This window comes from Streptomyces sp. NPDC060232, assembly GCF_042726555.1.
Lineage (GTDB): Bacteria > Actinomycetota > Actinomycetes > Streptomycetales > Streptomycetaceae > Streptomyces.
In genome coordinates this window covers 98,609-118,507 of sequence record NZ_JBHXAG010000022.1, presented here as the reverse complement: position 1 = coordinate 118,507, position 19,899 = coordinate 98,609, and the positions used below count along the sequence as shown (strand labels likewise).

The window sequence follows — 19,899 nt, the reverse complement described above, 5'->3', positions numbered from 1 at the left end:
CGGCGCGGGTAACACCCAGGGCGGTACTCAGGGTGGTGGCGCGGGTAACACCCAGGGCGGTACTCAGGGTGGTGGCGCGGGTAACACCCAGGGCGGTACTCAGGGTGGTGGCGCGGGTAACACCCAGGGCGGCACCCAGGGCTGACCAGCGACCCAGTGACCAGCGACCAAGGGTCGAGTGCAGCACCTCGCAGAGACAACCTCCGCGAGGTGCTGCCGCATGTCCGTACCAGGGCCCGCCACAGGCTCGGACCGGGCTCACCGCGCCCGGCTCCGCCCCGCCCGGGCGGCGGGTGTCGGCCGGGCGGCGCCGGGTAGGTGCCGGGTGCGGGGTGCGGTCCTGGCCCTCATGGCTGCGACGGGGACCGCACCCCGCCCAGCCCCCAGCCACTCCCGCCCCCCGCTCCGTCCGGGTGCTCCGCGCAGTGCGGGGCGGGAGGAACGACGCCACCGCCGGGCCTGCCCCGCCCGCAGTCCCTCGCCGTGACCGCGGAGGCCGGATTCATCGCCACGCACATCCACTACCTGCAGACAGGGATCATCGTGGCCGTCGGCTCGCAGCTGATCGACTGGCTGAACCACTACACCTTCGTCGAGGAGCAGCGGTTCTCCGAGGCCGGATACGCGCGGCAGGCCACGTCGTCGTTCCGCGAAGAGCTGCTGCGCAACGCGACGAAGACGCCCTGGTGTTCTGCGCGGTGTATCCGGAACCGGTGGACGCACTGTTCGAGGCGGCCGCGGCGCGGAACATGCGGATGGCGGCGGGCAGGGTGGTGATGGCCCGCAAGGTGCCCGACGCCCTGCCGGAGACCGCCCAGTCGGGCTACGACGACTCCAAGGCCCCGCTGGAGCGCCGGCACGGGTAAGGGCCGCAACCTCTACGCCAGCACCCCGCGCTTCGCGCCGACCAGTACGCCCCGGGAGTCGGAGGCCGCCGGAACACTCCGGCGCGAGCACCCGGAGGCGACGATGCACACCCACGTCTGCATGCTCCGCGACGGCGCCTTGTACGAATCCCCGACACCGAAGGACGTCGAGCTCGCCGCGTAACCCCAGCAACCCCGGACCACCCCAAACCCGACAGGGATGCCTCGACGAAAGACCTCGACGAAAGACAGGGAGGCACCCCCCGGGGTGCCCGGCCCGGGGGAACCCTGCACCGGTCGCCCCGGACCATCCGCCTGTCCGCAGCGCTGGTTCAGGGCCCCGGGCCAGGTCCGGTTCGCAGCGCGCGCCGCGTCGAGTTCGGCCACGCCGCCGGCCGTACGCCGCGGCCCGCCGCCGGCCTACCGCGCCCGCCCGCCCGCGGCGGGGCCGGCGCGGGGGACCCTGCGGGATACTGACCCGATGCAGCACACGCCGCCCGCCGAGCCCGAGCCCGTGCCCGCGCCCGCCGAGCCCGTGCCCGCCGGGCCGATAACGGCCGATGCGCCGCACCACCCCGGGGTGGACCGGCCCCTGCTCACGCAGTCCTGGCTCGACCTGACCTTCCTGCACTGGCCCGCCGACCCCGCCGACGTCGCCCCGCTGCTGCCGGCCGGCACCACCCCGGACACCCTGGACGGCATCACCTACGTCGGCCTCGTGGCGTTCCGCATGCACCGCGTCGGATGGCTCCGCCTCCCCGGCATCCCCTACCTGGGCTCCTTCCCCGAGACCAACGTCCGCCTCTACTCGGTCGACGACCGCGGCCGCCGCGGCGTGGTCTTCCGTTCCCTCGACGCCTCCCGCCTGATCCCGGTCCTCGCCGCCCGGACCGTCTTCCGCCTCCCGTACCAGTGGTCGCGGATGTCCGTCCGCCGCGACGGCCCCACCCTCACCTACACCAGCCGCCGGCGCTGGCCCGGACCGCGCGGCGCGCACAGCACCCTCACCGTACGGACCGGCGCACCGGTCGAGGAGCCGACCGCCCTCGAACATTTCCTGACCGCCCGCTGGGGCCTGCACAGCGACTTCTCCGGGCGGCTGCTGTACCTGCCCAACAGCCACCCGCGCTGGCCGCTGCACCGCGCCGAACTCCTGCGCTGCGACGAGGACCTGATGGTTGCCGCCGGCCTGCCCGCGCCCGCCGGCCCCCCGGCCAGCGTGCTGTACTCCCCGGGAGTCCCGGTACGGTTCACCCGCCCCACCAGCTGACCCGACCCGGCCGTCCGCCCGTTTGACCAGGCGCGGGGCATTGACACAGCCTGCGGGCGCGTGCGACAAAGTCCCCACGTCCGAGGCCGCGCGATGTCCGTTTCTCCGTGGCCCGGCGCCGCCGCAACCGCGAGACGCCGTCCCGGGACGACAGCCCGCGGGGTCCACCCCGCCGCGATCAGCCTCGCGTCGCGTCGGTGCGACGACCGCGACCGACCGCGACCGACCCACCTGAAACACGACGATCGGACCCCGACTTGACCCTCATGCCCGGATCACGCGTGCCCGGCCGGACCTGGACGGTCCGGCTCACCGGCCACGCCGATCACAGCGCCTCCGTCTCCTGCAGCACCGAAGCCTGCCGTATGCCGCCCCGTTCGAAGGACACCGCGGCCCTGAAGCGGTTCGCCGCCGAGCACGTCAGGGCCCACGCACGGCTGGCCACCGTCCGCCCCGACACCTCGTGCGCCTGCCGGGCCGCGCAGTGCGCGCTCCACGAGACCCGCACCCACTGCACCGGCTCCACCCTCCTGGTCCTGGTCCACAACCCGGCCGTGGGACAGGTCTGGACACTCGCCGAGATCTGCCAGTCCTGCGCACCGCTCATCCCGCACACCGCCATCCTCGGCCGGTCCCAGCCCCAGCCCCAGTCCCAGGGCCGCCAGGCCCCGTCCGCGGTCCCTGCGCCGGCCACCGCGCCGGCGGCGGCCCCGCTGCCCGTCGCGGGCGGGTTCTCCTCACCGCAGGCCGCCCCGGAGGCCCCGGCCGCCCGGCGCCGTCCGCACCGCACCGCCCGCCCCCGCCGCGCCTCCTGACCCCGCCGCACCTCCTGACCCCGCGGAGGGGACGGCGCCGGGCCGCCGCCCGCCTGGCTGCGCCGGGCCTCACCCCCAGGTGCAGTCGGCGTCGGTGGCGGTCGCCAGGGCGGCGCCGGCCGTGACCGCGCGGGGGCCGGGCAGCGCGGCGAGAGCGGTACCGATGGGCGGGAAGGGCGGCAGCCCGGCGCTCTCGCGGTAGTCGATCCACTCGATCCCGCCGACTCATGGCGTCCGTCGGGCTGTTCGGCCCGATCCTCCGTGGCGAGGGTGTCGCGAAGGCTCGGACGCGATGTGCAGGCGGCGGATCAGACGCCGCCCCCGCGGGGGCGGCGTGGGGCCGGGGCGGGTGGCGCGCTGGTCGATCACCCACAGCAGGTCGCCGCCCTCGGCGAGGCCGACGTCCAGGCCGAGTTCCTCGGCGAGCTCCCGGCGCAGGGCGCAGGTGAGGTCCTCGCCGTCCTCCCCGTACCCGCCGGGCGGGCCGTAGTGGATGGAGCCGGCGCGGTCGCGGCGGACGAGGGCGACCCCGTCACCGCAGAACACCAGGGCCGCGGTACGGACCCTGATGCGGGAGAACGGGACCGCCTGCGCCGCGGGAGTGGACGTCATGCCCTTCGAACACGCCCTCACCCGCCTGCTGCGCCCGCCCGTATCCCGCCCCGCCCTGGCAGCCCTACCCCGGCAGCCCCGCCCAGGCAGCCCCGTCCCGGCCGGGCCCCGCAGGTCCGCCCGCAGGCCCCGCGTACCCGCCCCGACCTCCCCGCGGCGTTCCCCGCAGCACGTTCCGGCCACCACCACCCGCCCCCGATCAGCGGGCCGGGCGGGGCGGGCGGGGCGGGCGCCGCCTGACGGCACAAACCGCCGCCGAGGGGGCCGAGTTCGCCTGCCGCACCCCCCAAGAACTCACCGAACGCGAGACCTTCGGCCCCGGACACCCGCGCACCCTCACGGCCATCGGCCACCGCGTCGGCGAGCTCGACGCCGCCGCCCACCGCCCGCCCGCCGACCGGGCCGGCGCCCTGGCCGCCGACCCCGCCGGGGACGAAGTCCGCACCCCCGCCCGCGACTTCCTCCCCACCCCGCCCGGCGAGCCCCTCCCGCTGCCGCGCCCCCTGCACCCGCAGGCCGGCGAGCGCTGAGCCCGGCCGGTTGACCTTGACCCTGGGGGAGAGGGGAGGGTAGCGGTCATGGAGGAAGAAGCACTGCTCAGCATCGGCGCGTTCGCCCGCCGGGCACGGCTGTCGCACAAGGCCCTGCGCCTGTACGACCGCCACGGCCTGCTGCCGCCCGACCACGTCGATCCCGCCACCGGCTACCGCTACTACCGGCAGGACCGGCTCGCCGCCGCCCGGCTCATCGTGCGGCTGCGCGGCCTGGACATGCCGCTGGCCGACATCGGCCAGGTCCTGGCCGCCCCGGCGCCGGAGGCGGCCCGGCTGGTGGCCGCGTACTGGGACGACGTCGAGCGCCGTCACGCGGCCCGCCGCGAGCTGGCGGCGCACCTCCGCATCCACCTGCTCGGAGACGAAGGGATTTTGGACATGTACGAGATTCGCCTGCGCGAGGTGCCGGAGCAACTGGTCCTCACCGAACAGCGGCACATCACCCCGGAGGAACTGCCCCACTGGATCCCCGCCGCCCTGGGCCGGCTGCTCCCGGTGGCACAGGCGCACGGCGGCGTCCTCGGCCACCCGTTCGTCGTCTACCACGGGGATGTCACCGAGGACGGCGACGGCCCCGTGGAGCTCTGCGTCCCGGTGGACCCCGCCCACGCCGGCCGGCTCCCGGCGGCCTGCCGCACCGAACCGGCCCACACGCAGGCCTACACCCGCCTGACCAAGGCACAGGTGGCCTACCCGCAGATCCTCTCCGCCTACGACGCGGTCTACGCCTGGGCGCAGCGCGCGTCCCGCACGACCGCCGCGGCCCCCCGCGAGGTCTACTTCACCGACTGGTCCGAGATCGGCCCGGCCGACCCGGCCTGCGACGTCGCGGTCCCCCTGGCCGACTGACCACCCGGCGCGGGAGGCCGGGGCGTGCGGCTACACCGCCCCGGCCGGTCCCGCTCCCGTGGCCGCAGGCCCCTGCGGCCCGGAGCCGGCCCCGGTGCGCCGCCCGGCCCGGTTCCGGTCGCGGTACCACGCGCCCGCGCCCACCAGGACGGCCGCCCCGGCCCCGTACAGGGGCAGCCACAGGGTCGTCGTCGACGCCAGGCAGTCGGCGACGGCCTGGTCCCGCCTGCTCTCCCGCACGTACGCCGGCGCGGCCCTGGTGCGCAGGGCCTCGTACCGGCCGATCTCCTCGCAGCCGCTGCGGGCGCCCGGCACGGGAAACAGCCACTCCCAGCGCTGCAGCATGGGGGCCACAGCAATCGCCACGCACAGGCCGACGACCAGCGCGTACGCGACCAGCGCGCGCATGTACGCCGACCGGACGCCGGGCCTCCACGCCGGCCGGACCTGGAAGGCGAAGACCACCGCGAAGAGCGTCACCCCGATATAGGTGGCGAACCACTGCCAGGAGCCCTGCGCGAGCGCGAACGCCAGGACGGCGGCGAGCCCGATGCCGATGACCCCGGCCTGGCCGGCGGTGTCGTCGCCCGCCCCCGCGGCCGCGGGCCTGCGCTCTTCGCGGGGGCTGGGGTCGGTCATGGGCCCCTCCTGCAGGGTCGACAGGTCTCGGAGTCGGCCCCCAGCATCCGCCGCGCGCCGCCGGGGGCCCCGTCCGCCATGCCGGGGGCGGGCGGACGGGGCCCGGATGGGGCCGGGAGGGGAGCCCGGACGGGGGAGGCGCGCGCTGTCACGCGCCCACCGTGCGCCGCCGGCGTGCGGCGGATCCGCCAGAAACCGGCCCGCGCACCGTAGGCGGACATCGACTCCGCGTCCAGGTCCCGCCCGCCCCGCCGCGAACACGCCCCCACCCGGCCCTCAGTACAGCTTGTCCACCGCGGTCCGCAGGGTGTTCCTCCAGGCGGCCACGGGCGGCTCGCCCCAGTAGCTCGACCACAGGACCAGGGTGACGGTGTCCCCGTCGCGGCCCACACCCCACAGGTAGTTGAAGTCGGGGCGGTCATGGGCGCCGGCGTCGAAGGTGTGCATGCCCTGGAGGGTGGCACCCTCCTCCACGTCCACCACCCCGTGGTCGAAGCCGGTCGCGGTCACCCCGGGCGGCTGCGGCCGGTTCGCGCACCCGGCGTAGTTGCGCCGGGTCACCTCCGCGAACGCGACCGCCTCCGCCTCGCTGGCGAAGACCACCACCTTCTGCTGGGCGAAGGCGGTCTCCGCAGTGGTGAAGTCCCGGTGCCACACGTTCACCTCGGGCCGCCCCTCCGGCCACCGCTCCAGGCACTCGTCGTACGAGTCACCCCACCCCCGCGCGATCGGCGCGGCCCGCCACGACTCGGTCCTGGGCAGGTCGGAGATGTACAGGCTCCCCGGCCGCGGCCGCCACGGGTCGGCGCCCGCGGCCGGACCCGACCCCACCGCGACAGCCAGCACCGCCGCCCCCGCCACGACACAGCCCCCGCGCACCCTCGTACGTACTGCCATGGCCTGCTTCCCCCCCCGCGCGTCCCGGTCACGTGCCCCCAGCCTGCGCCGCCCCCGCCGCGGAAACCGGACCATCCACCGGTAAACGACCAGAAAACCCAACCCAGTTGACCGAAAAAGGCAAACACCCTCAAGAGGATCCCTGCCCTCCGGGCAAGCCGCCCCGGGCGGGGCCTCACCCCTCCACGGCACCCCCCGCCCCCCGCCCCCGCGCCCCGGCCCCGGCTCCTCCAGCCGCTCCAGCCGCTCCAGCGTCTGCCCGTCCAGCGGCACGTACGGCACCGGCCGCGCACCCGGCCCCGGCCCCAGCCGCATCGTGGTGTGCCCTACGTGCGGCAGCCCCGCGTGCTCGTGGCGCACCGGCCGGACCCCGCGGCGCCCCGGCCCAAGGGAGCGGGGCGGTGGGTGGTGGGCGGTGCGAGACTGGCGCCGTGACGGGCACCGGCCGGCAGACGGACCGGCGACTGGAGCGAGCCATCCTCGAACTCCTCCAGCGCAGGGCCCCGACCGCGACGATCTGCCCTTCCGACGCCGCGCGGGCCGTGTACGAGGGGGACGGCGACGGCTGGCGCGCGCTCATGGAGCCGGCCCGCCGCGCGGCCCGGCGGCTGGCCGCCGCCGGGAAGGTCGAGATCACCCAGGGCGGCCGCTGCGTCGATCCGGCGAAGGCCCGCGGCCCGATCCGTATCCGCCGCACCCGCTGACCCGGGCCCCGGGCCCCGCCCGGCTTCCGGGGTGGCGGCCGGGGAAGACGAACCCCAACCGGCCCATCTCCTTGGATTTCGGTGCAATTCGGGCATTCGGTCCGGTCTCCCGAAGGGTACGCGCGGTCACGTTCGGTGAGATCCGGGGGTCCCGGAGGTGAGCCGCCCCATAGGACTCACGTCACACACGAACCGCGATAGTAGACCGCAAAGGCCTCGGACCGGCCCCTCGCATGCGGCTCCCACCTGCGCGGATCCCGCTTCGCCCACCCCCGGGCCGGCGGTCCCCGACTGCGAAGCGCCCTAGTAATGGCGGTCGTTGCCAGGGCGTGGGGGCGTCGGTAGAACTGGATGAGTCGCCGGGCGGCACGGGTCCTCACCCGCCGCCGACGAACCCCTCTCCACCGCGTGAGTGGCTCACGCATGCCCCAGGCATGCCGCGACCGCCCTTGTCCCCTTCGGAAGGTTCATCCGTGTCCAACGCCGTCATCCGCCGCATCGCCGCCTCCAAGAAGACCCTCGTGGGTTCCGTCCTCGCCCTGGGCGTCGCCGGTTCCATGCTCGCCGCGGTTCCCGCCCAGGCGGCCCCGACGAGCGCCAAGGCGATCGCCCAGCAGATGATCAAGGACCCGGCGCAGTTCGCGGCCTTCAACAACATCGTTTCCCGCGAGAGCGGCTGGAACCACACCGCCACGAACGCCTCCTCCGGCGCGTACGGCCTGGTCCAGGCCCTGCCGGCCTCGAAGATGGCCTCCGCGGGTGCCGACTGGAAGACCAACCCGGCCACCCAGATCAAGTGGGGCCTGGACTACATGAACGAGCGCTACGGCAGCCCCGTCGGCGCCTGGAAGTTCTGGCAGGCCAACCACTGGTACTAAGCCGCCGACGGGCAGTCGCCGCACACGCCAAGACACCCCGGCCGGGAGATCCCGGCCGGGGTGTCTGGCGTGTGCGGTCGTGCCGCCGGTGTGCTGCGGCAGCATCCGTACCGTGATCCGCCGGTCCGGCCCGAACGGGGGCGGGTGGCCGGCCACCGGGTCCTCCGGTCCGAGCCGGCCCGTCGGCCGTCGGCCCGGCGCTGCTGCCCAGCCCGGCCACCCCGGCGGCGCCGACCCGCTCGCCGCGCCCGCCGTGCACGCGCCGCCGCACCCCGGTGAAACCGGAGGCGGCGATCTCCTCGACGGCCTTCGAAAGGCTGGGGCCAGGGGAAGGGCCCGCCCGTCAGAGGCTGCGGGCGGTGATGTCGCCGTGGGCGGTGGTCGCACGGATCTCGAGCCGGTCGGCGGCGCCCCCGGTGCTGTCCAGCGCGTTGTGGATCCGGCCGTAGGAGGTGCCGGCGTCCAGGCAGGCGCTGACCCCGCGGGCCGCGCCGACCCAGATGTCGCCGGCCTCGGTGCGCAGGACGACCGTGCCGCGCACGGCCTCGGCGATGCGCAGGCCGCCCTTCTGGGTGCTGATCTGCGCGGAGCCGCCCAGGCGGCCGACCGAGATGTCGCCGGCGAGGAGGGTGAGGCGGGCGTCCGCGGTCTCGTCGAGCTTGACCGATCCCTGCGCGCCCTCGAAGGCGACCTCCCCGAGCCGCCCGACGCCGCGGAACTCGGCAGCCGCCGTCTTCGCCTCGACGCGGGAGCCGGCGGGCAGCTGGACGGTCACCTCCACGGAGCCGGAGCCGCCCAGGACCCGGTTCTTCGCCGGTGCCGCCCCGATCCGCAGGACGCCGTCGCCGTACGCGACCGTGGCCCGCTCCGCGGCCTTCACGTCACGGTCCTTGGAGGGGTCCGCGGGGAGGACCTCGACCACGGTGTCGGCGCGGTCGGCGGCGATGAGCCGGACGTGTCCCGCGGGGATGTCCAGGACTGCGGTGATCGCGGCGGGGGTGTCGAACTGCTGCATCGCGCTCTCCTCGAACTCATTGTTTCTGATGACTCGAACGCTACGTTGCATTCCAGATCACTTCAACGTATTCATTGCGTCCAGCTTCAATAACGCAAGGTCAAATGCGAAGTTTCGTTGCAACGATTCTCCCGTTTAACGCAACGTTGGGCGGTCATGCGTTGCAATGAAATGGGGGTGAACGCTAAGGTGGGGTGCAACGTCGAAGAGGAACGAAGGAGCACGCGATGCCCGGAGGCAGGCTCACCCAGCCCGAACGCCAGCAGATCGCACTGGGTCTGACCGACGGCCTCGCCTACGCGGAGATCGCCCGACGCCTGGACCGCCCCACCTCGACCGTCACGCGCGAGGTGCTGCGCAACGGCGGCCCCACCGCCTACCGCGCCGACCTGGCCCACCGCGCCACCGAACACCGCGCCCGGCGCCGCAGGCAGCCCGCCCCCCGCGGGCCGGAAGCGTCCGCGCAGCCCCACGGACGCGACGCCGAGGCCGTGCACGCGTACGAGGAGACCCTCACCACCGTCCTCATGGCCTCGGGCATGCCCAAGATGACGGCCCGGGTCATGGCCTGCCTGACCCTCACCGACAGCGGCAGCCTCACCGCGTCCGAACTCGCCCGGCACCTGCAGGTCAGCCCGGCGTCCATCTCCAAGGCGGTCGCGTTCCTCGACAGCCAGGGCCTGGTCCGCCGGGAGCGCGACGGACGCCGCCGCGAGCGCTACGTCGTCGACAATGACGTCTGGTACCAGTCGATGATGGCCAGCGCCCGCGCCACCGCCCACCTCGTCGAGATCGCCCGTGAGGGCGTCGGCGTCCTCGGCCCCCGCACACCGGCCGCCACCCGCCTGGAGAACATCGCCCGCTTCGCCGACTTCGTCTCCGAAAGCATTGTCCGCGCCGCGGAACAGGCCCGGGCGATCCTCCACACCCCCGACCCCGACGCCGAAACCGGCCCCGAAACCGCCCCCGCCCCCGCCCCCGACCCCGACGCCGAAACCGGCCCCGAAACCGAGGCCCCCTCGCCGTGAGCCGGACCAGCCCCATCAGGGCCGACGCCTCTCCCGAACCGAGGGAGCCGGCCGGCGTGATGCGCGCACTCAGGGACGGCGCGGGGATCTCCTCCCGGGCCGGCGTGTGACGTACCGCCGTCCAGGAAGGGCCGCCCCTGCCCGGGGCGGCCCTTCCGTGCGGAGAGGGCCTGCTTCCGCCGGGCGCCGCCCGCCGCCCGGCCCGGTGGTCCTCCCGGCGGGCGCGTGTGCGTCAGCGCGGAGGCGGCGGGTGCGGGCCGGCCGCACGCGAGCCGGCCGGGCCGGGCGGCCCGTCCTCCCGCGGGAAGAGGGGCGCCGCGCCGGTCATCTGCAGCAGGCGCTGGAGCTGCGGCGCCGGATCCGCCAGATGGATCGCGGTGCCGGCCTCGACCGCCCGCAGCCGCGCGGCGAGGAGCGCGTTGAGTCCTGAGGAGTCGCAGAAGGTGACGCGGCTGCAGTCGGTGACGATGCGGTCGGCCTGTGCGGCGTCGACGTGGGCGAGGGCCCGGGACAGGGCGCGGCTCAGGAACGGCGCGGTGACGATGTCGATCTCACCTGCGGGCCGGACCGCGACCACGCGGCCGACGATCTCGACGACGGGTTCTGCGCCGGCCTCCCGGTCGGGGTGTTCGGCCATGGGGTCCCTCCTCGGATCGCGGCCCGTGGGCGATGGTCGTTCGCACACGGGGCTCAGGAGCTGCGCTGGTCGTTGCTGTTCCGGCGGAGCCGGTCGGCGTGGCGGGTCATGGCGTCGATGCGGTCGGCGAGTTCGGCGTCGCCGGGTCCCAGATGGGGCCGGGTGCCGGCCAGCGGCCCGACCAGGCGGGCGGCGTCGTCGCCGCCGAGGGCCAGGTTGAGCTCGCCGACGGCTCCCTCGGCGCCCGGGGGGAGGCCGGTGAGCGAGGTGACCTGGCCTGCGAGGCGGCGCAGGTCGGCTGCGTTGTCGCGGGCCCAGGCGGTGACGGTGCGGTCGGCGGCCCGCGCGTCACGGGTGGCCTGCACCCGCTGTTCGCCGGTGCTCCCGGCGGCGCCGGGACGCAGCCGCAGGTAGCGGCGTTCGGCGGCCTGGCGGCTGGCGACCCCGAGGGGCCCGGCGAGCTCCGCCCAACTGGCGCCCTGACCGCGGGCCGTTTCGATCAGGACGCTCTCCCATCCGGTGAGCCGCTCACGGACCTCGCGGAGCCTGCGCAGCGCGGCCAGGGCCTGCTCCGGGCCGCGGGCGCCCGCCGCCGTGCCCGCCCCCGCGCCGTCGGAGGAGCGGTGCGCGTCCTCGACGGCCTGGTGGATGGCCTGCAGTGCCGCGGCGGCTGCCGGGGCACGGACCGGTGGCACGGGGGGAGAAGTCTCGTTCACGGCGCCCTCCGAAGGCTCGTCGCCCGACACGACACGCATCACCGCACATGTCATCCATCAGGTGACATTCTACTTGTCATCGATTCGATGACATGTTACAACGGAAGCACGTTGAAGCGCATTGGCAGTTCCTGCCTGAACCAACTGGAGGTGTTTCGCGATGTTGATGCGCACCGACCCGTTCCGCGAGATGGACCGGATCGTCCAGCAGCTGTCGGGTACGTCCGGGACCTGGTCGAAGCCGTCCGTCATGCCGATGGACGCCTACCGCGAGGGCGACGTGTACGTGATCGCCTTCGACCTGCCCGGGGTGAGCACCGAGGCGATCGACATCGACGTCGAGCGGAACATGCTGACCGTCAAGGCGGAGCGCCGTCCGGCCGCCAAGGGCGACACCGTGCAGATGGAGCTCTCCGAGCGGCCCCTGGGCGTCTTCTCCCGCCAGATCATGCTGGCCGACACCCTCGACACCGAGCGCATCGAAGCCGACTACGACGCGGGTGTCCTGACCCTGCGGATCCCGATCGCCGAGCGCGCCAAGCCGCGGAAGATCGCCATCGGCGGCGAGTCCGGCCGCAAGCAGATCTCCGGCTGAACACCCCGCACCAGCGACGCAGGACGGGGAGACCGATCCCCTCCGGCCCCCCGTCCTCCGCGCTCCTCTCGCACCTCACCCCAGCCCTGGCCCTGCCCCCGGAGGTGATGTGAATGCCGATGCGCCCGGATGCGTTCTTGGACCACGTCCGCGAACGCGGCGAGTACCGGACCCGGGCCGAAGCCGAACGGGCGGCCCGCGTCGTCCTGGCCCTGCTGGGCGCCCACCTGGTGGGCACCGTGCGAGCCGAGCTGGCCGCCAGGCTCCCCGAGACCTACGCCCTGATCCTGCTGAACCCGCTGCAGGCCGCCGAACCGCTCTCCCCGGAACGCTTCGTCCGCGCGACCGCAGCCTGGATCGAAGGCGCCACCGAGAAGACAGCCCTGTGGGACATCGGCGCGGTCCTCTCCACCGTCGCCGCCGCGGCCGGCGACACCCTCACCCGCGAGGTCCTGCTCCAGCTCCCCGTCGGCTACGACGTCCTCTTCGGCCACCCGCAGCCCACCTGACCACCCCCGCCCTCCCCGCGTTCCCGCCAACCCGCACTCCCGCCGCTCCCGCCGCCCCTGCCGTGCCAGCCGTCCCGAAGCCGGACCTTCGAAAGAGAAAGGCAACCGCAGCACCATGTACGACCAGCCTCGCCCGAACCAGGCGCCACCCGCCATGACGTTCGACCGGATGCTGGAGCGCGTGCGCTACGAAGGCGCCTACCCCACCGCCGAACGCGCCGAGGAAGCCGTCCGCGCCGTCCTGGCCGCCCTCGGCCGGCAGGTCACCGGAGACGAACGCGTCGACCTCGCCCAGGCCCTGCCCGTCGAGGCCGCCCTCGCACTGACCGCCCAGATCCCCGACATCGAACAGCTCACCGGCTGGGGCTTCGTCAAGGACCTGGCCGCCCGCACCGGCACCACCCCCGCCATCGCCCGCTGGGACACCGGAGCCGTCCTCGCCGTCGTCGCCCGCCTCGCCGGCCCCGACCTCCTCGCCCGGATCCTGAACCGGCTCCCCGACGGCTACGCCCTCCTCTTCGGGCAGGCGCAACTGCGCCGGCCCGAGCCTGCCGCAGCCTGACCCCGCCCGCGCCCGACCCCGCCGCGGCTCGCCCCGGACCGCGCCGCGGGCCCACGGACGCCGACGGGGCGGGCGGGCGGGGCCCGCCTCTGGTCCGGCTCGTACTTCCCCGGATCGGCCGGCGGAGCTCCGCTGTCGCTCGTCCCTCAGTACATCGAGCAGCAGAACCGTCCGCTGTGACCTGCAGGTCACAGCACTTCCGAGAATCACTTCACCACCGGGCCGAAGCCCGAAGCACTGCAAGCGTGGAGTGTCATGGCCCCGTAACAGAACGCCATAGAGCCCGTCCCGGGACCGGTTCCCGGGACGGGCTCTATAGCACTACGCGCAGCCACAACCTGCTGAGAGGTCGGGCTCGTTCCGTTATGCGGCGAGCTTCTGCGACCGCTCGGCCCGCGGGGCCATCGCGCGGCGCAGCAGCGGGGTGAGCGGCCGCTCGACCAGGCGGTGCATGAGCCAGGCGATCACCACCACTCCCGCGATCACGCCGAGCAGGGTCGGCCAGGCGCCCCACTGCTCGTTCCACCGCCAGATCACCCGCACGCCCAGCGACTGGTGCACGAGATAGAGCGGGTAGGAGATCACGCCTGCGACCGGCAGCCAGCCCCACTGGATCCAGTCCAGCTTCCCGAGCGCGATCAGTCCCATCACCACGTACATCACCGTGATCGCGGTCAGGCAGACCTTCCAGTTGATCCCGTGCCCCTCGCCCGCCATGATCTCCGGAAGGCGGTGCTGCATCAGCAGCCATGACAGCGCCAGGATTCCCACAACCTCACCTTCGAGCCGACCGGACCGGCGCACGAGGTAGAAGGCGATGCCGGCGATGAAGAACGGCGCCCAGCGCGGCATCAGGAGCTGGTCCAGCAGCGGAATGCCTGATGCCGGTGCCATGACCGAGCCCAGCGCCCAGACCCAGCAGAACGTCGCGACCCGGCGATAGCTGCTTCCCAGCAGTACGACCAGCGAGAACAGCAGGTAGAAGCGGAGCTCGACCCAGAGCGTCCAGTAGACGTTGTCCACGTGGTGCACGCCCAAGGGCTCGTTCAGCATCGTGAGGTTGGTGAGCATCTGGCCGATGGTGACCCTCGGCTCACCCGGAACGTGCGGACCCAGCCTGGCCGCTGCCGAGGAGAGTACGACCGCCGCCCAGTAGAGCGGAAAAAGCCGCAGGATCCGCCCCTGCCAGAAATGCTGGAGCGACTTGCCCCAGCCGGACATGCAGATGACGAATCCGCTGATCATGAAGAAGAAGGCCACGCCCAGCCAGCCGAACTGGGCTATCCGGTGCAGCGCAGGAAAGAGCTCGCCCGCGGTCCGCTGCCAGGGGATCGTCCCGTAGCCGGCCAGGTAGTGGAACAGGACCACCGACAGCGCGGCGAGCAGCCGCAGCCCGTCCAGCACCGCGATACGCGGCGCACGGCCGGACCCGGCCCCGCCGGCCCTGCGAAACACCTTCCACGGCCGCGCCCGGTCGGGGGCTTCCGGCGGTGCTTCGGCAGTCACCGGGACACGGTCCCCGGCAAGGGCAAACCTGTCGGACATGACACCTCTGGTTGATCCTGCGGTGTCGCGACACCGGTACGTTTCTGACGGCAGAACCCAGCGATCTTAACGACGCCGCGCCCCCGCCCCGGCGCCCGGCCCCCGGCAGCAGCACGGGGTCGAGACGGTGTCTACGCAGAACCAGTGCGTCCGTTCCACGGGCTCGGCCTTCAGCGGACCGCCGCAGCGGAGCCCAGGCGCAGCGCCAGGGCGGCCAGCCACACCAGCCCCAGGCCCGTGCCGGCGGTGAAAGCCAGGACGGAGGCGGCCGAAGCCGCGAACCCCGACAGGACGACCACAGGCGCCAGACGGGAGCAGACCGCCCAGCCGCGAAGGCCCCGGGCCGCAAGGGACCGGGCCAGAACCGGGAACGCGGCGCACAGGGCGAGGTAGCCGACCACGCCGGCGGCCACGTGGACGGCGCCGTGCGCGCTCATCACCGCCGCTCGGGGGCACCCGCGGGAAACCCCGCCCCGGCATCGGCCGGGAAAGCGGCGGCGACCCAGAACGACCCACCGAAGGCCCCGACCAGGACCGGACCCCACACTCCCCCCGCACCCCGCCCCCAGCACCCGCCGCTCCGACGGCCAACAGGGCACCGGTGACGAGGAAGTTCACCGTCTGGACCCAGCCCGCCGAACCGAGCGCGAGCTGGCTGATCGCGTTCCGGGTGAAGTCGAAGCCCTCACGCACCGCCCCCTGCGCGATGCCCGCCACGAGGAACAGCGGCCCCGCGGCGACGACGCACCCCGTCGCGGCGCCTACCGCCGGACGTGGGACGGCGCCGACAGCCGTGCGGGCGGCGCGGGGGCGGGCGTTGAGCGTCCGGGGCACGGTCATGGCAGGCCTTCCTCGTTCACAACTCGACACACCTGTGACCGCCGCCGACCGCCGAAATCATCGCCCCGCCCAAGTGACCTGCCCCACAAGGCCGGAGAGGCCCGCACCTCGCACCGCCGGGCCTGCGGCGCGGCCGCGCGCCTCGACCCCGCACGCCGGGGAAGGCCCCGCCGTTCGGCCCGCCAAGGCCACCGGCCACGGCGCCGAAAGAGGTCAAGCGGCCCCCGGCCGCCACGGCCCGGAGGAGATCCCGCATACGCGCCACCCCGCCGCACGGAGACCCGAAGGTGCGTACCGAACGGCGGATCTCACGGGTCTTCGACTGGCTGCAGGCCGCCGTTCAGACGCCGGCCGCCGCCTCCCGCCTGACCGCGGCCAGGGCGTTCTTGACGTCCTGCGCCACGCGGGCCGCGTCGTCGGGGTTGTTCACCACATCGGTGCGGTTCATGTCGACGATGAGGACCTCGCTGGCCGAGTAGTGCTTGTGCACCCAGTCGTCGTAGCCGGACCACAGCGTCCGGTAGTACTCCACGAGGCTCTCGTCCTGTTCGAAATCACGGCCCCGCAGGCCGATCCGGTGCAGCACCGTCTCGAAGTCCGCCTTGAGGTAGACCATGAGGTCGGGGGCCTTGCGGTACGGCAGGCCGTCGATCTCGCGCATCATCTCCCCGAGCAGCCCCTCGTAGACCTGCATCTCAAGGGGGCTGATCCGGCCCAGGTCGTGGTTGACCTTGGCGAAGTACCAGTCCTCGTAGATGGACCGGTCCAGGACGTTGTCGCCCTGCTTGTAGGCCTCCTTGATCGCGGCGAACCGCGTCTGCAGGAAGTAGAGCTGGAGCAGGAAGGGGTAGCGCCTGGCCTGGATCTCCTCGGGGCTCGCCGTGTAGAAGAGCGGCAGGATCGGATTGTCGTCCACGCTCTCGTAGAAGACCTCGCTGCCCAGCTCCTTGGCGAGCAGCTCGGCCACGCTCGTCTTCCCGATGCCGATCATGCCTCCGACGCAGATCACTGCCATACCTCACTTCTCCCTGGCGGTCTTATGCGCGTGGGCGTGCGGGCTGGGCATCTCACACCACTGAGACGCACGCCGACGGCACGCGATTCCCCGGGAGCTTCATGATCAGCGTCAGACGGTCCCCGCCCGGACCGGACCGGACCGGAACGAAAAGCCCCTGACACGGGCCGCTCTCATCGACCGGCCGGCCTGGCCCTTCCGCGGCCGCCACGCCAGCGACGAGCCGCGGCCCCGCGGCCAGCCTGAATCTTAGATGACGATGTGCCCGTGCCGGCCCGTGCCGCCGACGCCCACGCCCCGCCCCTGACCCGCACCCCTGCCTGCGGGGATCAGACGCCCCGGGGCCGCGACCGCCCACACGGCAGGCCTGCGCCCCGCCCACGGCGCGGCCTGCCGGCTCTGCCGTCGGGCCCGCTGCCCGGGGGCGGCGGTCTGAGCGCCGGCGCCGGGGGTTCGCCGGACGTCCCCCGGCCCCGACCGGGGAGGAGGCCGGGGGACAGGGTGTCCGGGTGCCGGGCGGACCCGGGCGGCAGCCCGTCGTACGGGCGGGCCTGCCGCATGACGGGGAGGGAAGGCGCCATGCGGCGGGACCCGCTCCGAAAGCGCCCCATCCGCAGGGTGTCCGCTTCCGGTATCCACGCGTCTGTCCGCAGTACCGGCCCCCAAACCCCCTGTACTCCCGTCATTCTGAACAGCCGTCACCCGGACCGCGCTCTCCCGCGCGGTCGGACGGAGAGCGGACGGCGCGGACGGAGTCCTTTCCCCGCCGTGCCGTACGCAGCCCCCCGGCGAGGCGAGGGAGGGCACCGGATGCCGTACGCGTCGGGTGCCCGCACCGTGGAGGTATGGCGGACCAGACGGAGATCGTGATCCATCCCGTGTCCCCGCAGGGCGGGCGCAAGGTCACCGTGCACGCGCTCGGCGTCGACGCCGACCTCGGCCGGGCGTTCACGCCCGGGGACGTGTCGGAGTTCCTGCGCCGGGCCGGCCTGGAGGACGTGGACCTGTCCGAGGACGGCCCGATCCGCTGGGAGGGGGGCGGCCCCGAGGTGTGGACCGCCGACATCTGACGCCGCCGCCCGCGGCCCGGCGCGGCCCGACAGAGGGAGCCGGGGCACGGGAACCGGCGGGAGGCGGCCGTACGCCTCGCGCCACACCGGCGGGCGTACCCCCGCGCGCAGGCCGGCCGTATGGCGCCGGGCGCGGCCCCCACACGGACCAGACCTGAAGCCCATTCCTTAGAGTGACGAATGGTAGCCGTGCGTGTGTGCGGGGGTCGGGCGCGGAATGTTCGATCCCGAAAAGGAGGCCGCCACGGACGCGCGACGGCCTCACCACTCGGCGAGCCGGCTGAGCACAGGCGGGATGACCCACGCGGCCCGCGGTGCGAGAAGTCGACCCGGGCGCTGCCCCGTCGACGCGGCCGGCCCGCACCCACGGAAGGAAACACATGAGGAAGCTTGCTTGGGCTGCCCGGGGTACCGCTGCGGTCGCGGGTGCCCTGCTCGCCGGGGCGCTCGTGGCCCCGTCCGCACTCGCGAACGACGACCCCACCCCCAAGGACACCCAGGCCCAGGCCGACACGTCGAAGGAATGCTCGGTGAAGCGGGACGTGAGTTCCACCGTCGTCGACTACTCCGGAGCCGGCGGCCTGTTCGAAACCGTCTTCCGCGCCGCGACCGACCGGAAGGGCCACGCCTTCCTCAACGACAGCCGCAACCCCGGCGTGTGGATCAACCTCGGGCTCCTGGCCGGAGCGCCCCGGTGCGTGTCGGGCACTGCCGTGTCGGTCACCGAAGAAGACCCCGGACACCTCTACATCACCCTCCTGGCCAGCAACGGAGTGATCCGCCAGGCCGTCTGCAGCACCTCCTCCGGAACCCCCTTCACCCCGGCGAACCTTCCGGCCGCATGCGGCGCGGGCTTCGCACCCCTGTCCGACACCCCCGTCGTCTGACGCTGCCGCACCGCACGGCCCGCCGCTCCCGGCCGGCCGTGCACCCATGACCACGGCAGCCGGTGAGGCGGGGCAGGACCCGGCGGCGGCACGGCGCGGAGTGCACATCCGTACCCGCCGACGGGCGCCGACCGAACCGCCGGCTGAAAGGGGCCGCCATCTGCAGGGATGGCGGCCCTTCGGCACGTCCTCCGTGCCCACGCCCCGACCGGACCGCCGCCCGCCGCCCTGCGGGACCCCGGGCGAACGGTGAGACCTGACGCGGATGCCACACGAATGCCACACGGATGCCTCGTTCGCCGGCGCTCACACCGGCGGAGGCCTCTGACCGGCTGCCGGTGACGCCGACTGCGGGGCACGGCCCCGGTGCGGCTCGACGCCGCCCGCAGCCGGGGACGACCCGCCCCCGGCACGGACCCGCTGCCGCCTGAAAGCCGGGACGGCCGACAGCCCGAAGCCCAGGCCCGCCGCCACGAGATGGCCGACCGTGGTGAAGTCCGGCAACGGCCCGGCCATCCACTCGGCACCCCCCAGAGGCCACCCGAGAACGAAGACGGCCCACGGCAGCCGCCCCCACCGCGGCAGGGCGAGCGTGCCGACCGCCAGCACCGCCTGCGCACCGTAACTGACCCCGAAGTCCAAGCCCTGCCGCACAGCCGGCGGATACCAGCCCTGCCGCAGCGCGACGGCGATGACGACCGCGGTGAGCAGGGTGGCCGCGACATGCCCCCCGAGGAACACCGCCATCGCGCGCGGCGCTCCCCACCGGTGCTCCGCCCAGGCCAGGAAGCAGCCCACCCCCAGACCCAAAGTGATCAACGTGCCCACGAACCCCGTCGAGGCGACATCCGTGAGCGTGCCGTCGAAGAACAGCACACTGCCCACCAGCGCGGACAGCGGATGATCCTGCAGGTTGTCCGGATTGGTGCTGACGTAGCCCAACACCCCGGCCGACCGGTCCGCGGACAGCCCGTAGCCGACCCAGGCATGGGTGGCCAGCAGCAGGCAGACATAGGCGAAGGTCAGCGGCGCACGGCGCGGGTACCCCCACAGGGCGCGGAGCGCTCTGCCCGGGGGACCCGACGGCGACGGAGGGTTCATATCGGGGCACTCTCCAGGTCGAGTCGAAGGCGGGGCCCGGCAGGTGACGGCAACCGCCGCCGCCACCCCTTGAAGGTGATGCGGTTTGCCGCGCCCGGGTTCCAGCGGCCCCGCCCGGGCGGCCCCCGCCCCCGGACCCCTGTTGACGGATGCTCAAAAAGCCTGGTGGGAGCGGGGTTTCCCAGGAGTTTCCCGTTGCCCGTCGCAGTGGGCGACCCGCGCCTCCTCGACACGCGAGGGTGCCGGGGAACAGTCTCGAAGCGCCCCACAGACAGCCGGTCCGTGCCCCCTGCGA

At 73.9% G+C, this 19,899-nt stretch carries 22 protein-coding genes and 1 pseudogene; 12 read left to right on the top strand and 11 right to left on the bottom strand.

Annotated features, from left to right (window positions below; all coding sequences use genetic code 11):
• Positions 1-713: 713 nt before the first annotated feature.
• From ACFWFZ_RS27625 to ACFWFZ_RS27615, 3 genes are all read left to right on the top strand, one after another.
• Entirely contained in the window at positions 714-866 is a 153-nt protein-coding gene (locus ACFWFZ_RS27625) for a hypothetical protein (protein ID WP_387125682.1), read from the top strand.
• Positions 867-1,347: 481 nt separating this feature from the next.
• Complete coding sequence (locus tag ACFWFZ_RS27620; RefSeq protein WP_387125681.1) at positions 1,348-2,136, top strand: YqjF family protein; 789 nt, start codon at positions 1,348-1,350, stop codon at positions 2,134-2,136.
• Positions 2,137-2,402: 266 nt separating this feature from the next.
• A complete protein-coding gene (locus tag ACFWFZ_RS27615; protein WP_387125680.1) occupies positions 2,403-2,951 on the top strand; it encodes a hypothetical protein in 549 nt (182 codons plus the stop codon).
• A 225-nt stretch (positions 2,952-3,176) separates the two neighbouring features.
• On the opposite strand, the gene ACFWFZ_RS27610 is transcribed toward ACFWFZ_RS27615, so the two are convergent.
• Positions 3,177-3,563 (bottom strand): NUDIX domain-containing protein, encoded by a 387-nt coding sequence (locus ACFWFZ_RS27610; RefSeq protein WP_387125679.1) that lies wholly within the window; start codon positions 3,561-3,563, stop codon positions 3,177-3,179.
• 578 nt (positions 3,564-4,141) lie between these two features.
• On the opposite strand from ACFWFZ_RS27610, the gene ACFWFZ_RS27605 reads away from it, so the two are divergent.
• Positions 4,142-4,966: a MerR family transcriptional regulator gene (locus ACFWFZ_RS27605; protein WP_387125678.1), complete on the top strand. Its 825-nt coding sequence runs from the start codon at positions 4,142-4,144 to the stop codon at positions 4,964-4,966.
• A gap of 30 nt (positions 4,967-4,996) precedes the next feature.
• Here ACFWFZ_RS27605 and ACFWFZ_RS27600 read toward each other — a convergent pair whose 3' ends face one another.
• Together ACFWFZ_RS27600 and ACFWFZ_RS27595 are read right to left on the bottom strand one after the other, a co-directional pair.
• Entirely contained in the window at positions 4,997-5,605 is a 609-nt protein-coding gene (locus ACFWFZ_RS27600; protein WP_387125677.1) for a hypothetical protein, read from the bottom strand.
• A 276-nt stretch (positions 5,606-5,881) separates the two neighbouring features.
• Complete coding sequence (locus tag ACFWFZ_RS27595; RefSeq protein WP_387125676.1) at positions 5,882-6,502, bottom strand: hypothetical protein; 621 nt, start codon at positions 6,500-6,502, stop codon at positions 5,882-5,884.
• Between the two features lie 431 nt (positions 6,503-6,933).
• Here ACFWFZ_RS27595 and ACFWFZ_RS27590 point away from each other — a divergent pair, with 431 nt between their 5' ends.
• Positions 6,934-7,206 (top strand): DUF3253 domain-containing protein, encoded by a 273-nt coding sequence (locus ACFWFZ_RS27590; RefSeq protein ID WP_387125675.1) that lies wholly within the window; start codon positions 6,934-6,936, stop codon positions 7,204-7,206.
• Positions 7,207-7,640: 434 nt separating this feature from the next.
• A complete protein-coding gene (locus tag ACFWFZ_RS27585; protein ID WP_387125674.1) occupies positions 7,641-8,084 on the top strand; it encodes a transglycosylase SLT domain-containing protein in 444 nt (147 codons plus the stop codon).
• 343 nt (positions 8,085-8,427) lie between these two features.
• On the opposite strand, the gene ACFWFZ_RS27580 is transcribed toward ACFWFZ_RS27585, so the two are convergent.
• Complete coding sequence (locus ACFWFZ_RS27580) at positions 8,428-9,099, bottom strand: DUF4097 family beta strand repeat-containing protein (protein WP_387125673.1); 672 nt, start codon at positions 9,097-9,099, stop codon at positions 8,428-8,430.
• Positions 9,100-9,326: 227 nt separating this feature from the next.
• On the opposite strand from ACFWFZ_RS27580, the gene ACFWFZ_RS27575 reads away from it, so the two are divergent.
• Entirely contained in the window at positions 9,327-10,127 is an 801-nt protein-coding gene (locus ACFWFZ_RS27575) for a helix-turn-helix domain-containing protein (RefSeq protein ID WP_387125672.1), read from the top strand.
• Positions 10,128-10,359: 232 nt separating this feature from the next.
• On the opposite strand, the gene ACFWFZ_RS27570 is transcribed toward ACFWFZ_RS27575, so the two are convergent.
• Both ACFWFZ_RS27570 and ACFWFZ_RS27565 read right to left on the bottom strand, forming a co-directional pair.
• Complete coding sequence (locus tag ACFWFZ_RS27570; protein ID WP_387125671.1) at positions 10,360-10,764, bottom strand: STAS domain-containing protein; 405 nt, start codon at positions 10,762-10,764, stop codon at positions 10,360-10,362.
• A gap of 53 nt (positions 10,765-10,817) precedes the next feature.
• Entirely contained in the window at positions 10,818-11,480 is a 663-nt protein-coding gene (locus ACFWFZ_RS27565; protein WP_387125670.1) for an HSP18 transcriptional regulator, read from the bottom strand.
• A 160-nt stretch (positions 11,481-11,640) separates the two neighbouring features.
• Between ACFWFZ_RS27565 and ACFWFZ_RS27560 the strand changes: the two genes are divergently transcribed.
• The 3 genes from ACFWFZ_RS27560 to ACFWFZ_RS27550 all read left to right on the top strand — a co-directional run bounded on the left by ACFWFZ_RS27560 (position 11,641) and on the right by ACFWFZ_RS27550 (position 13,146).
• Positions 11,641-12,075 (top strand): Hsp20/alpha crystallin family protein, encoded by a 435-nt coding sequence (locus ACFWFZ_RS27560; RefSeq protein ID WP_387125669.1) that lies wholly within the window; start codon positions 11,641-11,643, stop codon positions 12,073-12,075.
• A gap of 113 nt (positions 12,076-12,188) precedes the next feature.
• Positions 12,189-12,584 (top strand): DUF2267 domain-containing protein, encoded by a 396-nt coding sequence (locus ACFWFZ_RS27555; RefSeq protein WP_387125668.1) that lies wholly within the window; start codon positions 12,189-12,191, stop codon positions 12,582-12,584.
• 115 nt (positions 12,585-12,699) lie between these two features.
• Positions 12,700-13,146, top strand: coding sequence for a DUF2267 domain-containing protein (locus ACFWFZ_RS27550; RefSeq protein WP_387125667.1), 447 nt, complete (start codon positions 12,700-12,702; stop codon positions 13,144-13,146).
• A 363-nt stretch (positions 13,147-13,509) separates the two neighbouring features.
• Here the strand turns inward: ACFWFZ_RS27550 and ACFWFZ_RS27545 are convergent, their stop codons facing one another.
• From ACFWFZ_RS27545 to ACFWFZ_RS27530, 4 genes and pseudogenes are all read right to left on the bottom strand, one after another.
• Positions 13,510-14,652 (bottom strand): acyltransferase family protein, encoded by a 1,143-nt coding sequence (locus tag ACFWFZ_RS27545; protein WP_387125666.1) that lies wholly within the window; start codon positions 14,650-14,652, stop codon positions 13,510-13,512.
• Positions 14,653-14,861: 209 nt separating this feature from the next.
• Positions 14,862-15,128 (bottom strand): hypothetical protein, encoded by a 267-nt coding sequence (locus tag ACFWFZ_RS27540; protein WP_387125665.1) that lies wholly within the window; start codon positions 15,126-15,128, stop codon positions 14,862-14,864.
• 190 nt (positions 15,129-15,318) lie between these two features.
• Positions 15,319-15,531, bottom strand: a pseudogene (locus ACFWFZ_RS27535) (DUF998 domain-containing protein); the annotation flags it as partial.
• A 340-nt stretch (positions 15,532-15,871) separates the two neighbouring features.
• Positions 15,872-16,546: a deoxynucleoside kinase gene (locus ACFWFZ_RS27530; protein WP_387125664.1), complete on the bottom strand. Its 675-nt coding sequence runs from the start codon at positions 16,544-16,546 to the stop codon at positions 15,872-15,874.
• Positions 16,547-17,391: 845 nt separating this feature from the next.
• Between ACFWFZ_RS27530 and ACFWFZ_RS27525 the strand changes: the two genes are divergently transcribed.
• Together ACFWFZ_RS27525 and ACFWFZ_RS27520 are read left to right on the top strand one after the other, a co-directional pair.
• Positions 17,392-17,616 (top strand): hypothetical protein, encoded by a 225-nt coding sequence (locus ACFWFZ_RS27525; RefSeq protein ID WP_387125663.1) that lies wholly within the window; start codon positions 17,392-17,394, stop codon positions 17,614-17,616.
• 380 nt (positions 17,617-17,996) lie between these two features.
• On the top strand, positions 17,997-18,503 hold the full coding sequence (locus ACFWFZ_RS27520; protein WP_387125662.1) for a hypothetical protein: 507 nt from the start codon (positions 17,997-17,999) through the stop codon (positions 18,501-18,503).
• Positions 18,504-18,809: 306 nt separating this feature from the next.
• On the opposite strand, the gene ACFWFZ_RS27515 is transcribed toward ACFWFZ_RS27520, so the two are convergent.
• A complete protein-coding gene (locus tag ACFWFZ_RS27515; protein WP_387125661.1) occupies positions 18,810-19,604 on the bottom strand; it encodes a rhomboid-like protein in 795 nt (264 codons plus the stop codon).
• Positions 19,605-19,899 lie beyond the last annotated feature (295 nt).

What these genes read in the sequence shown, in the direction of transcription:
- ACFWFZ_RS27525 (WP_387125663.1), top strand. Translation starts at nt 17,392, where the DNA reads ATGGCGGACCAGACGGAGATCGTGATCCATCCCGTGTCCCCGCAGGGC.
- ACFWFZ_RS27605 (WP_387125678.1), top strand. Translation starts at nt 4,142, where the DNA reads ATGGAGGAAGAAGCACTGCTCAGCATCGGCGCGTTCGCCCGCCGGGCA.
- ACFWFZ_RS27595 (WP_387125676.1), bottom strand. Translation starts at nt 6,502, where the DNA reads ATGGCAGTACGTACGAGGGTGCGCGGGGGCTGTGTCGTGGCGGGGGCG.
- ACFWFZ_RS27540 (WP_387125665.1), bottom strand. Translation starts at nt 15,128, where the DNA reads ATGAGCGCGCACGGCGCCGTCCACGTGGCCGCCGGCGTGGTCGGCTAC.
- ACFWFZ_RS27555 (WP_387125668.1), top strand. Translation starts at nt 12,189, where the DNA reads ATGCCGATGCGCCCGGATGCGTTCTTGGACCACGTCCGCGAACGCGGC.
- ACFWFZ_RS27620 (WP_387125681.1), top strand. Translation starts at nt 1,348, where the DNA reads ATGCAGCACACGCCGCCCGCCGAGCCCGAGCCCGTGCCCGCGCCCGCC.
- ACFWFZ_RS27600 (WP_387125677.1), bottom strand. Translation starts at nt 5,605, where the DNA reads ATGACCGACCCCAGCCCCCGCGAAGAGCGCAGGCCCGCGGCCGCGGGG.
- ACFWFZ_RS27570 (WP_387125671.1), bottom strand. Translation starts at nt 10,764, where the DNA reads ATGGCCGAACACCCCGACCGGGAGGCCGGCGCAGAACCCGTCGTCGAG.
- ACFWFZ_RS27520 (WP_387125662.1), top strand. Translation starts at nt 17,997, where the DNA reads ATGAGGAAGCTTGCTTGGGCTGCCCGGGGTACCGCTGCGGTCGCGGGT.
- ACFWFZ_RS27515 (WP_387125661.1), bottom strand. Translation starts at nt 19,604, where the DNA reads ATGAACCCTCCGTCGCCGTCGGGTCCCCCGGGCAGAGCGCTCCGCGCC.
- ACFWFZ_RS27530 (WP_387125664.1), bottom strand. Translation starts at nt 16,546, where the DNA reads ATGGCAGTGATCTGCGTCGGAGGCATGATCGGCATCGGGAAGACGAGC.
- ACFWFZ_RS27615 (WP_387125680.1), top strand. Translation starts at nt 2,403, where the DNA reads ATGCCCGGATCACGCGTGCCCGGCCGGACCTGGACGGTCCGGCTCACC.
- ACFWFZ_RS27610 (WP_387125679.1), bottom strand. Translation starts at nt 3,563, where the DNA reads ATGACGTCCACTCCCGCGGCGCAGGCGGTCCCGTTCTCCCGCATCAGG.
- ACFWFZ_RS27585 (WP_387125674.1), top strand. Translation starts at nt 7,641, where the DNA reads ATGCCGCGACCGCCCTTGTCCCCTTCGGAAGGTTCATCCGTGTCCAAC.
- ACFWFZ_RS27575 (WP_387125672.1), top strand. Translation starts at nt 9,327, where the DNA reads ATGCCCGGAGGCAGGCTCACCCAGCCCGAACGCCAGCAGATCGCACTG.
- ACFWFZ_RS27550 (WP_387125667.1), top strand. Translation starts at nt 12,700, where the DNA reads ATGTACGACCAGCCTCGCCCGAACCAGGCGCCACCCGCCATGACGTTC.
- ACFWFZ_RS27580 (WP_387125673.1), bottom strand. Translation starts at nt 9,099, where the DNA reads ATGCAGCAGTTCGACACCCCCGCCGCGATCACCGCAGTCCTGGACATC.
- ACFWFZ_RS27560 (WP_387125669.1), top strand. Translation starts at nt 11,641, where the DNA reads ATGTTGATGCGCACCGACCCGTTCCGCGAGATGGACCGGATCGTCCAG.